Source organism: Flavobacterium sp. UM26 (assembly GCF_057922445.1).
In genome coordinates, this window is sequence record NZ_JBVHCY010000003.1 from 241,396 (window position 1) to 258,176 (window position 16,781).

Annotated in this window: 9 protein-coding genes; all 9 read right to left on the bottom strand. The window is 37.5% G+C overall.

Annotation, left to right across the window (positions count from 1 at the left end; translation table 11 throughout):
* Positions 1-3 precede the first annotated feature (3 nt).
* The 9 genes from ACZ1AQ_RS05445 to ACZ1AQ_RS05485 all read right to left on the bottom strand — a co-directional run bounded on the left by ACZ1AQ_RS05445 (position 4) and on the right by ACZ1AQ_RS05485 (position 16,688).
* Positions 4-1,626 carry a glycoside hydrolase family 43 protein gene (locus ACZ1AQ_RS05445; RefSeq protein ID WP_489631933.1) on the bottom strand — a complete coding sequence of 541 codons (1,623 nt, stop codon included), beginning with the start codon at positions 1,624-1,626 and terminating at the stop codon, positions 4-6.
* Between the two features lie 3 nt (positions 1,627-1,629).
* Positions 1,630-2,817, bottom strand: coding sequence for a glycoside hydrolase family 88/105 protein (locus ACZ1AQ_RS05450; RefSeq protein WP_489631934.1), 1,188 nt, complete (start codon positions 2,815-2,817; stop codon positions 1,630-1,632).
* 20 nt (positions 2,818-2,837) lie between these two features.
* The gene (locus ACZ1AQ_RS05455; protein WP_489631935.1) at positions 2,838-3,797 is read right to left on the bottom strand and encodes a DUF4861 family protein; all 960 of its coding nucleotides are present in this window, start codon (positions 3,795-3,797) and stop codon (positions 2,838-2,840) included.
* Positions 3,798-4,697, bottom strand: a complete 900-nt coding sequence (locus ACZ1AQ_RS05460) for an alpha/beta fold hydrolase (RefSeq protein WP_489631936.1) — start codon at positions 4,695-4,697, stop codon at positions 3,798-3,800.
* A 163-nt stretch (positions 4,698-4,860) separates the two neighbouring features.
* On the bottom strand, positions 4,861-6,516 hold the full coding sequence (locus ACZ1AQ_RS05465; protein WP_489631937.1) for a RagB/SusD family nutrient uptake outer membrane protein: 1,656 nt from the start codon (positions 6,514-6,516) through the stop codon (positions 4,861-4,863).
* Positions 6,517-6,527: 11 nt separating this feature from the next.
* Positions 6,528-9,662 (bottom strand): SusC/RagA family TonB-linked outer membrane protein, encoded by a 3,135-nt coding sequence (locus ACZ1AQ_RS05470; RefSeq protein ID WP_489631938.1) that lies wholly within the window; start codon positions 9,660-9,662, stop codon positions 6,528-6,530.
* 492 nt (positions 9,663-10,154) lie between these two features.
* On the bottom strand, positions 10,155-11,708 hold the full coding sequence (locus tag ACZ1AQ_RS05475; protein WP_489631939.1) for a DUF4957 domain-containing protein: 1,554 nt from the start codon (positions 11,706-11,708) through the stop codon (positions 10,155-10,157).
* 41 nt (positions 11,709-11,749) lie between these two features.
* A complete protein-coding gene (locus ACZ1AQ_RS05480) occupies positions 11,750-13,537 on the bottom strand; it encodes a RagB/SusD family nutrient uptake outer membrane protein (protein WP_489631940.1) in 1,788 nt (595 codons plus the stop codon).
* A 19-nt stretch (positions 13,538-13,556) separates the two neighbouring features.
* Positions 13,557-16,688: a SusC/RagA family TonB-linked outer membrane protein gene (locus ACZ1AQ_RS05485; RefSeq protein ID WP_489631941.1), complete on the bottom strand. Its 3,132-nt coding sequence runs from the start codon at positions 16,686-16,688 to the stop codon at positions 13,557-13,559.
* Positions 16,689-16,781: the final 93 nt, after the last annotated feature.

The following is a 16,781-nucleotide window of genomic DNA, read 5'->3' on the forward strand; positions in this document are numbered from 1 at the left end:
GCTTTATTTTGTTACTCTAAACCAATCGATAACTACATTTCCAGCATCGTTGGTCGTTTCGTTTCGCAGGGCTAAAAAGCCAATTTTTGCGCCAATCCATTTTCCTTCTTTGGCACTAAAAGCCGTTCCGATTGGCAGGAATTTTTGATTGTCTTCACTGTAATAAAAAAGGCATTGTCCACCAGCGGCTATTTGAACTCTTAAGTAGCAGGTATTGCTTTGTAGGGCTAAGCTTTGGCTTTCTTTTTCGATTCCTTTTTTGTCTGCGCCGAGGCAAGTCACTTGTGATAGCCAATAGCTGTTGCCAAGTTTTTTCATTTTGAGATAACTGTAATCCAACCCCATTACGAGCAAGCCTGTTTGTTCTTCGTCGGCTCTTGCATTGAAGGTTATTTTGGTTGTGATGGTGGCATTTTCGGCCGGAATTTTTTGTAATAACAAGTTTCCGATATCGAATAAATTAGTGCTGTTTTTGGGTTTAGTTTGACAAAACAGGGTGTAATAGCCAAGAGTAGAAGGAAAGCCCCAACTTACTTTTGGATTGGCGTGCCATTGCCATTGTAATCCTAATTTTGGTTCGCTGAATTCATCACTTTCTGCGGGAGTTTGTATTGGGAATGTCTTACCTACATTTGGTTTTTTGAAAATACTCACAGGTTCACCAATGCCGTTCCCATTGGTATCGGTTCCGATTATTGGCCAGTCGTTTTTCCAAATCATTGGTTGTAAATGCACGATTCTTCCATAAGCTCCTTTATCCTGAAAATGGAAAAACCAATCTTCTCCTTTTTGTGTTTGTACCCACGCACCTTGATGAGGTCCATTGATTTTTGAGTTGCCTTGTTCGAGTACTACTTTTTTTTCATAAGGTCCGTATACCTTTTTGGACCTTAATACCAATTGCCAACCCGTAGCCACACCCCCTGCAGGAGCAAAGATGTAATAGTATCCGTTGCGTTTGTAGAATTTTGGACCTTCAACAGTAGTGTCATTCGGGTGACCGTCAAACAAAATGACATCATCATTGTTGGCCAAAGTTCCTTCTGCATTGAGCGTGCAAAGCGCCAAAATACTTTTGATACCCGCACGACTACCGGCAAAAGCGTAGGTGAGGTATACTTTTCCATCTTCTTCCCAAAGCGGACTCGGATCAATTAATCCTTTTCCTTCCTTGACTAAGACGGGAGCAGACCAAGCCTGTTTTGGATCTTTGGTTTTGACCATATAAATACCATAATCGGGATCTGGATAGTAAATATAAAATTCATTATTGTGAAACCGAATACAAGGTGCCCAAACGCCATTACCGTGTTGCGGTTGGTCATACACCTCAAAAGGCGGTTGTTTTTGAAGGGCGTAATTTATGATGGTCCAGTTAATCATATCCTTAGAATGCAGAATTGGCACACCCGGAATACAATTAAAGGATGAAGCCGTCATATAGTAATCCTCATTGACCCTAATGACATCAGGATCTGAATAGTCGCTGTGGAGTATCGGATTTTGATAGTTTCCATTGCCCAAATCGGCCACCCAAACTTGCGATAGAAAGCCGTTTTTTATTTCTTGCGCTCTTAATACAGAAACGCTTAAAATGAGGAATAAGAAACTGATTTTAAGGTTCATTGTTTATCGGTTTAATTCTAAGGCAGCAAGAATAAAGGGACCGGTTGCTTTTGGATCGTTGTCTTTTTTCTTTTCGTTTACATAGTATTCAAACGAGCCATCTCGATAGGGATTTCCACCAAGACCAGCCACAGCACAAGCTTGAGTGATAATTACTTCGCCATTCGCACCAATTTTAATCAATTGTTGGGTCATACTATCAAAGGCTTTTTGAGCGATTTTTTTATATTTTTTGGGTAAATATCCTTTGTTGGCTCCTTTCGCGAAAGCATAAGCAAACATAGCTGTTCCTGAGGCTTCTAAATAATTTCCAACTACAGCTCCTTTGTCGGTTACTTGGTACCAAAGTCCAGAACCATCTTGAAAGGGAGTTAATGCTGTAGCCAATTGGTTCAAATAGTTGACTAATTCTTTGTGTTTTGGATGACTTTTAGGCATATAATCTAAGACATCAACCAACGCCATAGCGTACCAACCCAAAGAACGAGACCAGAAATTAGGAGACGTCCCAGTCGTTTTATTGGCCCAAGGCATTTGTTTGCTTTCGTCCCAACCGTGATACAATAATCCAGTTTTTGGATCACGTGCATTTTTTTGAATGAGTTCAAATTGTTTGGCGATATCGTCTAAACTTTTTCCGTTTTCAAAAGTCATAGTGTATTGTGCATAAAAAGGCTCTCCCATATACAATCCGTCCAACCACATTTGGTTAGGATATATTTTTTTATGCCAAAATCCACCACTAGGAGTTCTGGGTTGTTCCTCGATTTGTTTTCTGAGCGTTTGTAATGCTTTTAGATATTTTTCTTCTTTGGTTTTAGCATAAATATCAAACAACAATCTACCAGCAACCACCATATCAATATTGTACGATTCGAATTTGTAGCTATCGATAGTTCCGTCGTTTTGGATGAGTTTGTCTACATACGATTTTATATATTCGGTATATTTTGGATTGGGATGTTTTTTATTCAATTCTTCTATTGCAGTCAACACCAATCCGTGAACGTAATCCCATTTTGGAGAAGTCGCATGATCAATCATATACGATTCTTTGTGTTGTAGCATTACGGTTTCGGCCATACGTTCTGACCATTTTAGTTTTTTGGAGATGGTTTGTGCATTAAGGATATTGCCACCAAACAGTACTAGGAGAATTACAACAAGGGAGTTGAAGTTATTTTTTTTCATAATTTATCTACTCTTTACAATTAAATTTTGCCTTTTTTGTTGAGTTCGTTTAGTTTTTCATCCAAGTAGTTTAGGAAAGCTTCTTTATTTTTAATTCCGTCTTTTTCTTGTTCCCAAGCACCTAAAAAGTAAAACGTTATAGATTGGGTTGAAGGTTTAAAAACTAAAAGATGATCGAATTCTGCGCTTACTTCAGCTTCTACAGTATTCACTTCGTAAAAAATGGCCATACCCAGTTGGTCTGGAATTAACGATTGAGTGCCATAAGTAGCGAGGTACGCCCATTTTTTGTTTTGACTTACTTTTTTAAAGGATTCTGTGTTTTTTTGTTTTACAATTCCAGTACAAATACCACTAATTGCTTTAGATGCTTGGATGGTATGTTGGGTATGGCGTTGGTTTGGAGTAATTGTAAGCTTAGAGGTAAAATCAATTTTTTCTCCCGCTGTTTTCCAACCGTAGTATTGGATAATTACACCCGAAGATTTGGATTTGTTCTCTACTTGTGCAAGGGTTGAATCCACTTCATAAAAATGTAATCTTTCGTTGTTTAGATAGCGATCTATGGAGCCAATTCCAATTCCTTTTCCAGCTTTCAGGATGTCGGCACCCCAATCGCTCATTTCGTGATAGGAGTCAAAACCATCCTGCCCCACTTGTGGCAAAACGATTGCTTCTGTTTTTTTTCCAAAAATGTCAATGGCATTTCTCCAATCTAGGTACAAACGATAGCCAATTTTGTTGCTTTCCCAGCCTGGGCCTTCGTAGCGAATATCAAACGAATGATCGGTATGTTCTGGAGCTAGTTTTAATTTCTGAACATTTTTGAACGTACCACCGATGTATTTTCTTCCTTCCCATTTTCCGCCTTCTTTTACAGAGATTTCAGCGTAGGTTTTGGCTTTTATATTCGAAGTTTGGGCATTGACTTGGTAGATTCCGGTTAGGGCTAAACAAGCTAGTAGCTGTAGTGTTTTCATTTATTCTTGTTTTAGTATTTTATCTAGAAATTGGGTTGTAAAAGTTACGGTTTTTTCGAACCACGGATTGAAAAACCAGAAAGAATGTGGCGAATTTTCGAAAGTTTTTATCTCACTGTGAATTCCATATTGGTTTAAAATTCGAATCATATCATCTCTTCCTGCGTGAAATCGATTCCATTGGCTATTCACGAAAAGAATGGGAGGTGTGTTTTTGTTGGTGTGGGTGAGTGCCGAGGCTGCTATCCAGTTTTTAGGATTTTCTTCATAGGTTCCTCCCAACCATTCGGCGGCGATTTTTCCTTCTTCAGATTCTGGATGATGAAAAGCTAGAATGCCATCTAAATCAACAATGGCTTGTATTTCGTTTGGAGAAGTGGTACCAAGTAAAGCGGCCAGTTGCCCTCCTGAAGAACAGCCCAAAATGGCTATTTTATTTGGATTACTATTAAAACGAGAGGCATTTTTGATAAGGAAAGCGATAGCTTCTTTTACATCATTGTAAGCAGCAGGATATTTCGCTTCTGGCGATAATCGATATTCAATGGCAAAACAATGGTATTCTTTTGCAGCAATTGCAGTTGCTAGGGGTTCCATCTGCGATTTATCACCTGATTTCCATCCGCCACCGTGTAACAGAATTACGATGGGAAGTTTTTTTGGGGATTGGAATAAATAGGTGTCTAGATGAAGCTTTCGAGTTGCTGTTTGTTGATAAACGATTTGTTTTTCGGTTTTAATATTATCATTGTGCAAAGTTTTGGCAATGCTAATAAAAGGGAATTTCTTTTTTTCTTTTTGATACGTACTCGAGATTGTGTAGGAGGTATCCTTTGGAAAAGGCGTTTGTGCTCCTAGTAGGATGGGTAGAAAAACGAGTAGTATAAAAAAGCTTTTCATACGGGTTATTATTTGTTTTGGTATTATTTATTGGGTTTTGCTTTTGCCTGCTTCACGACGAATTTTATGAAAATGAACTTGGCGTTTCACTTAAAAAAGGAGTTCGGTATGATTACACCAAACTCCTAATAACTAAAACAAAAGCTTAAACCAATAAAAAAAATTAATATGCAGGGTTTTGTGGATAATTGTTGCTTCTGTTTAAATCCAGTACCGTTTGTGGAATTGGTCTTAGGATTTTAAGATTGCCATTTAGTCCATTAAAAACACTTGCATTGGTAATTTTTGGATTGTGTAAAACGGTTCTGGTCACCAAAGTACCTGTACGTTTTAAATCAAACCATCTGTGGTATTCCCCTAGTAATTCTCTGGCTCTCTCGTCTAGAATAGTATTGATATCGATTGAAGTCAATACCGGAATTACACCTGCTGTTCCACCACCAGCTCTACGTCTTACTTCATTTAATCTAGCCAAAGCATTTACGGTGTTTCCAGCTTTAAGATAGGCTTCTGCGGCAACTAAATACGTTTCTCCCAAACGCGAAATGATAAAGTCACGAGTGCTTACTCTGTTGTTGGTAGCTGTTCCGTAAGGTGCTGTTGGATCATCGAACTTGCGGACCGGAATAGTTGCGTAATCAGCACTTACGTTAGACGACGAAGAATAAGTTCCCCAGTTATGGTATCTAAATGTCGCTGCATTTTGATATCTTGAGGCGTTTGCGGCTTTCCAAGCAGCTCTATCAGCAGTTGTAAACCAACTTGGCTCATAGAAGTCTGTAATTTTTAAAGCCGATTTATCCGCCACTTCATAAAAGGCATAATATCTTGAATAAATTTCGGTCATAAAAGTACCTTCCCATCTTTTATCTCCTTTTTCATATAATGAAAGCGCATAAACAGTTGGCAATAGGGTATAACTTCTGTTAGGGTAGGGATTACCTGTTGCAGCTGGGCCAAGATAGGGGCCAAAATAGTAGCATTGCGCGTTTCCTAGCGTAGTAACTCCTGTTGCATTGGTAGCAGCAGAAAATTGTACTGAGAATATGGTTTCGGCGTTCATTTCGTTGCCAGGTTTTACCACATTATCAAAAGAAACGTTCAATGGTTGACCATTGATAACTTGGTCTGCTAATGAGGCTGCAGTAGTAAAATCAGCAGCGGTACCAAAAGTTTCATAACCTCTTGTTAAGTATACTTTTGCAAGTAAGTTTTGAACGGCTCTTTTGTTTACTCTTCCTGTATATGCTCCAGTGCTCACTGCTGGCAAAGCCTCATTTAAGTCTTTCAAAATTTGGGTGTATACTTCTTCTGCGGTATTTCTGTCAAAAGCCAAAATAGCGGTATTGATATTGTCTAAAACAATTGGCACGCCTCCGTAGGTTTGTACCAATAAGAAATAGGCATTGGCTCTTAAGAATTTTAATTCTCCTATTCGAGTATTCAAGTTAGGACTTTGTGCAGTTATGTTGGCATAATACAAACCTTTGTTGGCTTGTTGAATTGCAGCATAGCATGTTCTGTACAGTTGGTCAACTCCTTGTGAGGTTGGATTAAGGTTGAGGTATTTGCTCAAGCCGTCGGGTTCCATATTCCTTCCTTCAGAGTACATATCGGTTCCAGCCTCAAACAACCACGGATCTCCACCGTAAATGTCTTTTAGCATCGAATAATTTGTATTCACTAGGGATTCAAATCCAGCTGTTGTTAAGAAATATTCTTCGGCAGCAGCGAAAGAGCGATTATCTTCTTCTATAAATGAGGAACAAGCGTTAAGCGAGAGGGCCAGTATTCCTAAAATTACTATTACTTTTTTCATTTTGTTTTACTTTAAAATTTTAAACTTACACCCATTTGAATGGTGGTTGATGCTACACGATTTACTCCAAGAGAGGCTGTTGCCCATTCTGGATCATATCCTTCATACTTTGTAAACACAAAAGGATTCAATACATTGACATACAATCTTAAGTTTTTGATTTTTAGTTTGTTTAACAAATCTTGATTGAAGCTGTATCCAAAAGCGATATTTTGAATTTTAACAAAAGAAGCGTCTTTGTAAAAAGCAACATCGTTATTAGTATAATATACACCAGCAGCACGTGGTAGTGGATTAGTGTTTGAGTATTGTTCGGCTACACCCGCACCATTAGCAGGAACATACCAATCTTTTAAGTCTAATTTTTGACGTCCTCTGTCGTTTACATCGGCAAAGTTGTTGTGGAAATCACTAAATACGGTCATTCCTTGATTGGTAATCAATGATAATGAGAAGTCAAATTGTTTTACTTTCAAAGAAGTAGAAAAACTTCCTGTCCATTTTGGATCATAATTACCGATGATAGCACGGTCGTTGTTTCCGTCTATTTTGCCATCGTTGTTTAGGTCTTTTACACGAGCTTCTCCTGGCAATTGGCCGTAAGTAGCTGCCAATGCTCTATCGCTTTCTTGCCAAATTCCATCGAAAACAAAGTTGTAGTAGGAGTGTATATTTTCTCCGATAAATAAATTATTCCCCACATCGCTTACTTCTTTTTGATTGTAAATAGAAACTAACTCATTCACGTTTTTGGTGAAAGTAAAGCTGGTTTCCCAAGTAACATCTTCTGTTTGGATGTTTTTGGTAGTCAAAGCCACCTCAATTCCTTTGTTGCTTACAGAACCTACGTTTGATGTTATGGTAGGAACACCAATTTCTAGCGGAAGCGCTTGTTGAAACAATAAATCTTTAGACAATCTATCATATACGTCTACACTTCCCGAGATTCTGTTTTGAGCAAATCCAAAATCAAGTCCAAAGTTTACCTCTTTGGTTCTTTCCCATGTTAGTTCGCTGTTGCCTAAACTAGCTGGAATGTATCCATTGGCTAGCGTATTGTTGAAGTCATAGTAAGTTGGGGTTTTCAAAACACTTAAACTTGAGTATGGAGTTACATTATCGTTTCCTGTATATCCAATACTCGCTCTTAGTTTGAAATTACTGATAAAAGTTAAGTTTTTCATGAAACCTTCTTCGTTAATTTTCCATCCCACTGCGATAGAAGGAAACGAAGCCCATTTGTTGCCTTTTGCCAATACAGAAGAGCCATCGTATCTGGTGGTGGCAGTCAATAAATAGCGTCCTTTGAAGGTGTAGTTCAATCGTGCAGCATACGAGTTTAACGTATTTTTGAAGTAGCTTGATGCCACATTATAAGTTGACTGAGGTCCTGAACCCAAATTATAATAACCGGTATCGAAAGGGTTTTCTCTAGAAGATAAGAAAGAAGTTTCGGTTATATTTGAGTACAAACTCTGAAGTCCTAAAAAGCTAAATACGTGATCTTCTTTTAGCGTATAATTGATATTGAATTGATTATCCCAAGTATAATTGAAATTTGATAAGTTTTCAATTTCTCCCGAAGGTAAGTTTTTATTGGCTATACCAATGTTAGTTTGTGCTCCAAATGCTTTGCCTCGTTTCGATTCTACTTTTCCAGCAGAGAAAGTCGATTTAAACGATAACCAGCTATTGGCTTTATATTCTGCAAATAGATTTCCTATCGTTGTCCAGCTTTTTCTCTCGTCGCTAGAGTTGGCAATTTCTAAAAGAGGGTTTATTGAACCCGTTTTGTTGATAGCCAAAGTGTTATTTGGGTAGCGCAACGTTCCTGGTTGTAAGGCATAAGTGCCTATGATTTCATTTCCAGCAGCATCAATTGCCCAAGGCGAAGTAAACGGATTTTGTCTAAAAGCTTCTTGCATCGCTGTCGGACTTCCTAATTGCTCATCTGTTTTAGCCAAAGTCAAATTGACACCTAATGAGAATTTGTCATTTATTTTATGATTTAGTCCCGCTTTGAAAGTGTATTTATCGATGCTTTCATTTTCAATATTACCCGTCTCTTTTTGTTGTCCAATAGCTAAATTATAAGCCAAACCATTATCTCCTCTGCCAGAAACCGACAAGTAATTATTTTGCATCATGGCTCCTCTCAATACAGCATCAGTCCAGTCGAAAGTTTGGTTGTTAGCTACTCTTTGGAAAAGCACGTTGTTTGTACCGCTTGCTCCTACATTTGTATTTAATAGGGCAGGAGTAATGTCAGCATATGTTTTTACCGTTGCAGACAGCGATGTAGGCAAGAAAGCAGATTGGTGATAGTACCACCATTTTTCGCCACTCATAAATTTGGGTAAACGCGCTACTTGTTTGTTACCATAAGATGTTTCGTAAGAGACATTAAATCCAGATTTTGCGTTGGCGCCACCTTTGGTTGTTACGATAATTACACCACTAGCTCCTCTAGAACCATAGATCGCTGCTGATGAAGCATCTTTTAATACATCCATTCGAGCAATATCTTGAGGGTTTAAGAAATCAATTCCATCTGCGGGTACACCATCAATAATAAATAGTGGTTTTGACCCATCTTTATTGATAGAGTTAGCTCCCCTAATGATAACATTGAATCCATCACCAAGTCGTCCTGAATTTGAGGTAACTTGAACCCCAGCAATACCTCCTTGAATGGCTTCAAGCGGGTTGGTCACATTTCGTTCGGTTATTTTGGCAGATGTAAGGGTGTTGATAGAACCTGTCAAATCTGTTTTTTTTGCGGTACCGTAACCAACTACTACGACTTCTTTTAAACTTTGTTCTTCTGGTTGTAAAACGATATTCATCACTTCTCCAGTAACTTTTACTGTCCTTGATTGATGTCCCACATAACTTACGGTAAGTGTTGCATTAAGGCTACTTACTTTTATAGCAAATTTTCCATCAAAATCAGTTGAACTGGAGTTGTTTGTGCCTTTTTCGACAATATTCGCACCAGGAATAGGAAGGCCTGCATTGTCGGTAATTTTACCTGTGATAGTGGTCAAACTTTGCGCATAGGTTTCGTTTGCTAGAAGTAAACAGAGCAAAAACGAAAACAACCAAAGCGGATGTAGTTTTTTACTTGAAAAGTGGTTCAATTTCATAGTTTAAAAGTGTTAATAGTTAGTTTTTTGGTTTCTCCTACATTGGGAACATTTCTTTTTGTTTCGAAATCGATTGAGGTGTTTTTGAAAAAAAAATAACTCTTTGGATTTTTTGAAAACTTATATATCTGATTGATTCGTAAAGAAATTAAAAATGTAATCGATTACACAAAACTAATATTATTTTCGACATAAACAAAAAAAAGCACTTAAAAAAACATGTTGTAAAAAAATATATGCTATTTTTTATCATATTATTATATAATTTATTTTTTAACTGCTTTTTATGTATTGTTTTTTCTTTAAAACTTGTTTACATAATAGTATTTTTAAAATTTTGTAATCGATAACAATTGTTATTTTGATAGGGATATTTATACAAAAAGCTCAAATAGAATAAGTTGAGTAAGGGTTGAGTATTAGATGTAAGGTAAAAAAAACGAGACATACATTTTGTATGTCTCGTTCTTGAGCTGTTATTTATTTACAGTATTAACGCCAGCGAGGATCGCCAATTTTGGAATCAATTAAATTTTGATTTTTAAGTTTAAAATTACCTGTGGTTACATTTTCAAATTGGGGATCTAAAGTAGTATGAGTTCCAGAATTATCAAATTTTATTGGAGAGGCTGCGGTAGTAAAAAGTGCCGCAGCATTGAAATAATTATTCTTAGAGAAAGTTGGTACTGTTGTTCCGGCCTGATTTGAGTAGGTAGCAGTGGTTTGCGCAAAGATGGTATTGCTAACTGATAAAACATTGGTTACAAAGCGTACATAAAGAATTCTATTTCCTGCAGCATTACACACATTGTATAATGTACAACTATCGATATTGACTTTTGTTGTCAATCCTGTTCCAGAAAGACCTGATGCGGCATCAATACGAATAAAATCTCTAGTTGGTGAGCAATTGTTGAATGTACTGTTTTTAATAGTTAAGTCCCCCACATAAGTAGTCCTGAAATCAATAAAATCACCTGCATTTGTGATAATGTTAGTCACTATACAGTTGTCAATGGTAATTGAAGGAACCCTTGCACTGGTCACATTGCCTCCCAATAAAGATCGGTCAAAATCATGAATGTTGCATCCACTGATAACCAATGGTCCATAAGTAGTACTTGCTGAATTGTAGCGAATAGCATCCGTTAATGTTTTATCGCCATTCATATCCAAGTCCAATAAAGTGATATCTGAAGCGCCACTGGTTACTAGGAAATTCACATGTAATAATGGTTTGTTAAAGCTATACAACCCTCTAATGGTAATAGGTTTGTTAATTGTGATTGTACCTGAAAATGCTTTGTAGTCTCCTGGAGCTAGAACGAGTATCGCACCAGATGCTGCACTAGTTATTTTATCATTTAAATTATCTTCTGGTTTAATGAGTATCCCATTCCCGATATCTATTCCTGTTTTGAAGGTCGTGTTTCCTCGTTTCTTCGTGTTGTTGAATAAATCAGCAGTGTATTGTGTTTCGCCAGTCAGACCAGTAATTACTGCAATTCCTTTTGTTTTTTCTTCGGCAGTTAAGTTGCGTTGTATTGCACCAGGATTTAAAGTAATATGGGTTACATTACTATTAGCAACCCATCGTAAAGTGGCTTGTTTTGCTTCAATTTCTGATTCGATTATGGGTAAAAATAATTGTTCAGATAATGTTTTGGCTGTAGTAATGGACCATTTTGAATCTTCAAGTCCTGTTGCGCTAATTCCTTTTACTCGTATCGAGTAGGTAGTTTCGCCTTCAAGAGCTACCTGAATAGGAAGTTCTTTGGCGGTTACTTTTACTGTTTTGAAAATGGTTTTGAATTCGGTATCATCGGCGCTAAATTCCACTACATAATAATCGATTGCTTCGCTGGTTGTCCAGTTAAGTTCAACCGTTGTTTGATTTTTTACCTTGGCGGTTAGTCCAATAGGAGAAAAGGCTCTGTCGGTTACTAAGCTCTCAATTAATTCTTCGTTATAGCTTTCGCAACTGCTTGCCATTACTGCTAGACAGATGAATGAAAGTAAGCCTTTTAGGATATGTTTTGTTTTCATGGTCATTGATAGCTTAAATTATTATTTTACTTTTTAGAAGACTAATAGCCATAATCATTGGTCAATTTGCCATTACTTCCATCGATAAATACTTGCCATATTGGCCAAAATTGTCTGTTATCTGGATTAACGCCTGATTTGTACAAAGAGTTAAGTTTGGTGTCGTCAAGTTTGTTCCAAGCAAATGAGGTATAATCAACTCCAGGATTCGTTACTTCGCCTCTGTTCAATCCATAGATAGTTAGGGTAACATTGTCTGTTCCAAGCTTAAAATATAAGGTACTCGGTACATCAGCATATTCTCCTGAACGGGCTTTTAGGTTGGCCATTTTTACTTTGGCTTCGTCTAATTTGGCTTTTAGTAAATTCCAACGAATCAAGGCTTGTTTACGTTCCATTTCGCCCGTAAATTCAAATTTATGTTCTTCTACAATTGCATTGAACATGGCCGTTTTTGAGTTTAAGGCATTTACATAATTATCTACTTTTTGAGCATGTAGAGCTGGAGCAAAAGCTCTTCTACGGATTTCTTTTAAATAAGGTGCTGCGGCGGCAGGCCCTTCTAATTCATTAGCAGCTTCGGTAGCCATTAAAAGTATTTCAGCATAGCGCATGTACATTTTGTTTACACCATCATCGTTGGTAGAAGTAACAAAACGTTTCATCCATTCGTAACGATATTTCCCGAAATACCAAGTATCTAATGCGCCCAATTCTTGTTTTGCAATGCCGTTTACAGCAGCTCCATATTTGTAGGGAACACAAGTAACATTTCTTCTGGTATCCGCCTGATCATAGTCATAAAACACATGAGGAAGTGGTCCAGCAGCACCTCCACGATTGCTTCCGTTGGCATGAAATTGGTCATTGGTGGTATGTCTAACAGCGAAAGTAAACAACATTCTTCCTCTACCATCTGCAAAAGGAAGTTCCCAGAGCGATTCACCACCAGCGGCAATATTTTCTTGATTGTAGTTTCTCCATAAGGTTTCGAAAGAAGACTCTAAACGAGCCGAACCACTACTAATTACTGAGCGACATTCATCTAAAGCCAGTTTATACATTTTTTCTACAGAAAGTTCAGCATCTTTACTTCTTCTAATGCCGTCAGGGTATTGTTGAAAGCCGCTTGCAGCTAGAGCCAATCTAGCTCTAAGTCCTTTTACAAAAGCTTTGTTTACTCTTTCAACAGTAGTAGTATTAGGGCTTTGATTTGGCCAAGGAACTAAAGTTGCTGCTTCTTCTAAATCTTTTAAAAGTTGTTTGTAGATTTCATCACGATTGGTTTTGGCTAAATAAATGGTTTGCGAATTAATCGGTTCAAAACGAGCAGGAACGTCTCCCCAAGTTTTTAGCAAATCAGCATAATAAATCGCTCTTAGCGTTAAAGATTCTCCTAAAAGATACCCCAAGTCAGTCCCTGGTTCTGGTTTGCCAAAATTTCTCAATCCTCGAATACAAATATTAGCTCTTTCTATTCCGGAGTACATCATTGCCCAAGCGTTATTGGTTGTATTCATTTGGGTATTGGTAGGTTTGGCATCGTACACACACAAATCGGCATTGTCACCAGCAGTTTGCGAGGTATTGTACCATTCGGTATCCGTATTTAATCCGTACCAAGGTAAAAAGCGACCTCGATAAGAGTTGGTTTCTGCAAATGGTATTTTGATTCCATCCACCGCGCCTTTGGCTAAACCTGCGTTAGAAAAAATTATTGATTCATCTAAAGTTGATTTTGCTGGAGCCTCTAAATAGTCATCTCCAATGTCCTGACAAGAAGAAAATAAGCCTGCTATAATTATTCCTGCAATTACTATCTTTTTCATATTGTACTACTTATTTAAATTAAAAATTTAGATTTAAACCAAAAACCACTTGTCTGCTTCGTGGATATGGTGAATAATCTACACCAGGTGTGAGAGGGGTGTTTCTTCTGGTTGAAACTTCTGGATCAAGACCTGAATAATTGGTCCATACAAATACATTGGTAGCTGTTGCGTAGATTCTAAATTTGGTTGCTCCAATTTTATCAGAAAGATCTTGAGGAAGTGTGTATCCTAATGAAAGGGTGTTTAATCTCAAGAAAGAGCCGTCTTCTATAGCCCAGTCACTCAATACAAATCTTGCCATCATTGGTGACCATAGCGTTGTATTAGCATTCAATGCGGCTAATTCTGTTGGGTCGGTTACGAGTTGTCCAGCGGCATTAAGATTGGTCCATCTTTTTCCCTCGGCCATTTCTGAGCTCAAGTTGCGGTATTGACCATTTGGAGTAGCAGTAGTAAACTCAATTTTATTGGCATTGTAAATATCATTGCCATAACTCCAGTTGAAGGCAGCCGAAAGATCAAAACCATAGGCATTGGCGTTGATTACCATACCACCCGTATGTTTTGGATTGGCGTCACCAATGATGGTTAAGTCTTTTGCATTTACAATACCATCGCCATCAATGTCTTTTAGTTTCATACTTCCTGGAACTACAGTTCCTACTACAGTAGAACTATTAGCAACACCAGCTTTTAAAGTATAAGTAGTTCCATTAAAGTCAAAGTCCGAAACTTCATAACGCCCATCGCTTTTGTAACCATACATTTGTCCGATGGGTTGGCCTACATTTACCACAAAGTCATTTCCTATAGCAGTAGATGCCCAGTTAGTAGCTTCACCAAAGTTTTGCATCACTCCAAGAGAATTGATACGGTTTTTGTTGATTCCGATATTGAATGAAAAGTTCAAACCATAGTTTTGTCTCTCAAGTGCAATTACGTTAAGTGAAGCTTCAATACCGGTGTTTTGTGTTTCACCCATATTTCGGTATTGAAAATCATAGCCAGTACCAGGAACGGGAAAACGGATTAAAAGGTCTTTGGTAATGTTTTTGTACATTTCAACCGTTCCACTTAACCTTCCGCTAAATAAGTCATAATCTAGTCCCACGTTTTGAGTAACTGTAGTTTCCCATTTTAAGTCGGGATTAGCAAGGATTTTTGATGCAGACCAATAGCTGGTTACATTGTTGATCCAAGCAGAGTTTGAAGACTCAAAATTTTGAACTGTTTGTCCTGTTGGAATGTTATTGTTTCCTGCTTCACCATAGCTTACTCTTAGTTTAAGAGCATTCAGCCAGTTTACATCTTTTAAAAACTTCTCTTCAGATATTTTCCAAGCAACTGCTGCTGCTGGGAAATAACCCCAACGATTGTTGCCAAGAAATTTACTGGAACCATCAGCACGATACGTTGCGGTAAATAAATAGCGGTTTTTATAATCATAGTTCACACGTCCAAAGAAAGAAAGTAGTTTGTCATCTGGACTGAAAAAATTAATAACCGATTGAGGTTTTCCTTGCGAAGAAAGGTTTTTAGCGCTGTTAAAATCAAAAAACTTAAGGAAACCGTGAATAGTGCTTGCAATTTGATTAGAACGAGAATCTATCATTTCTTCTCCAACTAATACTTTCAATTTGTGATTTTCACTTAAGATGTTTTTGAAATCATAATTCAAAGTGTTGGCATTTCTAAAACGAGTATCCTTACGTTCACTGATGATAATCGAAGGCAAACCTTGATTTTCTGCTGCAGGAATGTTGTTTACATAGTAAGTAGAGCGACCATAGAAACGATTGTCAGAATAGGTGTAATTGTCTAAACCAAAGTCAGATTTGAATTGTAGATCTGGAATGATTTTCCAACCAAAACTTCCTAGCATATTATAATTGGTTCGCTCTTGTTTACGGTCATTATCAGCCACGGAAACAAAAGGATTCACTAAATAACTAGACAAAGCTTCATCGGTATCATCTGTTGTTAAACCAGGAAGAGGAATAGGAGAGTAGCCCACACTATGGCGTAATCTTGCATCGGCAGACGAAACTTCTCTTTGTTCATTTACACCTCCACCATTAATTTCAGTGTCTGAATAACGTAAGGTAAACGAAAGGTCAATTTTGTCACTGGCTTTGTTGTTCAAACTCAACGAAACGTTATTTCTGTTGAAATCGGAACCAACCATTATGGCTTTTTCGACAAAACGAGCGTAGTTAAAATTGAAATTCACTTTGTCTGAACCTCCGCGAATGCCTAAATCATGACTTTTTACTTCGCCTAATCTACCATAGATTTGCTCTTGCCAATCGTTGCCTTTCATGCCTAGGTATTGGTCATAATCTTGCCATTGCCCAAAATATTTCTCGTAAGAAGGAATATCGTTATCTAATACAGCATATTCATATTGAAGTTTAACGAAATCCTCTGGTTTTAGAACATCAATTTTGTTGGCTAAGCTTTTTACTCCATAAAAGGTATTATAGTTAACGGTTAACTTTCCGTTTTTTCCTTTTTTAGTGGTGATAATCACTACACCATTCGCACCTCTAGAACCATAAATAGCAGTTGAAGAAGCGTCTTTTAGAATGGAAATATTATCAATATCCGATGGAGAAACGTCGTTGATACTATTTACTGGGAAGCCATCTACAATGACAAGTGGTGAACTGTCTTGTGTTAATGAACCTCCTCCTCGAATTCTAATTTTGATATCGGCGTCTGGAGAACCTTCTGATGAGGTAATTTGTACCCCGGCAACTCGTCCTGTCAACGTTTCAGCAACGTTAGCAATAGGTTGTTTTTTCAAATCAGCACCCGAAATTGAAGAAACTGAACCCGTTAAATCAGATTTTTTAGAAGTTCCATATCCAATAACAATTACTTCTTTTAAAGTTTGTTCTTCAGATTTTAGGGAAACATTAATGACGCTTCCATTTGCTTTTACTTCTTTCTTTTCGAAGCCAATGTAGGTGAACACTAAAACGGCGTTTGGACTTGATACTTTGATGGCGTATTTCCCATCAAAATCACTTGAGCTAGAGTTGGTCGTTCCTTTTTCAATAACATTGGCTCCAGGAATAGGCAAACCAGTATTGTCGGTTACAATCCCCTTAATAGTAGTGCTTTGAGCAAAACTTTGTATACTCATAAACATACAGAGTAACAAGAGTAACAACCCATAAGGATGTATTTTTTTACTTGAAAAGTGGTTTAAATTCATAATTTATGTCTTAATAGTTTG

What these genes read in the sequence shown, in the direction of transcription:
- ACZ1AQ_RS05475 (WP_489631939.1), bottom strand. Translation starts at nt 11,708, where the DNA reads ATGAAAACAAAACATATCCTAAAAGGCTTACTTTCATTCATCTGTCTA.
- ACZ1AQ_RS05470 (WP_489631938.1), bottom strand. Translation starts at nt 9,662, where the DNA reads ATGAAATTGAACCACTTTTCAAGTAAAAAACTACATCCGCTTTGGTTG.
- ACZ1AQ_RS05450 (WP_489631934.1), bottom strand. Translation starts at nt 2,817, where the DNA reads ATGAAAAAAAATAACTTCAACTCCCTTGTTGTAATTCTCCTAGTACTG.
- ACZ1AQ_RS05465 (WP_489631937.1), bottom strand. Translation starts at nt 6,516, where the DNA reads ATGAAAAAAGTAATAGTAATTTTAGGAATACTGGCCCTCTCGCTTAAC.
- ACZ1AQ_RS05480 (WP_489631940.1), bottom strand. Translation starts at nt 13,537, where the DNA reads ATGAAAAAGATAGTAATTGCAGGAATAATTATAGCAGGCTTATTTTCT.
- ACZ1AQ_RS05455 (WP_489631935.1), bottom strand. Translation starts at nt 3,797, where the DNA reads ATGAAAACACTACAGCTACTAGCTTGTTTAGCCCTAACCGGAATCTAC.
- ACZ1AQ_RS05460 (WP_489631936.1), bottom strand. Translation starts at nt 4,697, where the DNA reads ATGAAAAGCTTTTTTATACTACTCGTTTTTCTACCCATCCTACTAGGA.
- ACZ1AQ_RS05445 (WP_489631933.1), bottom strand. Translation starts at nt 1,626, where the DNA reads ATGAACCTTAAAATCAGTTTCTTATTCCTCATTTTAAGCGTTTCTGTA.
- ACZ1AQ_RS05485 (WP_489631941.1), bottom strand. Translation starts at nt 16,688, where the DNA reads ATGAGTATACAAAGTTTTGCTCAAAGCACTACTATTAAGGGGATTGTA.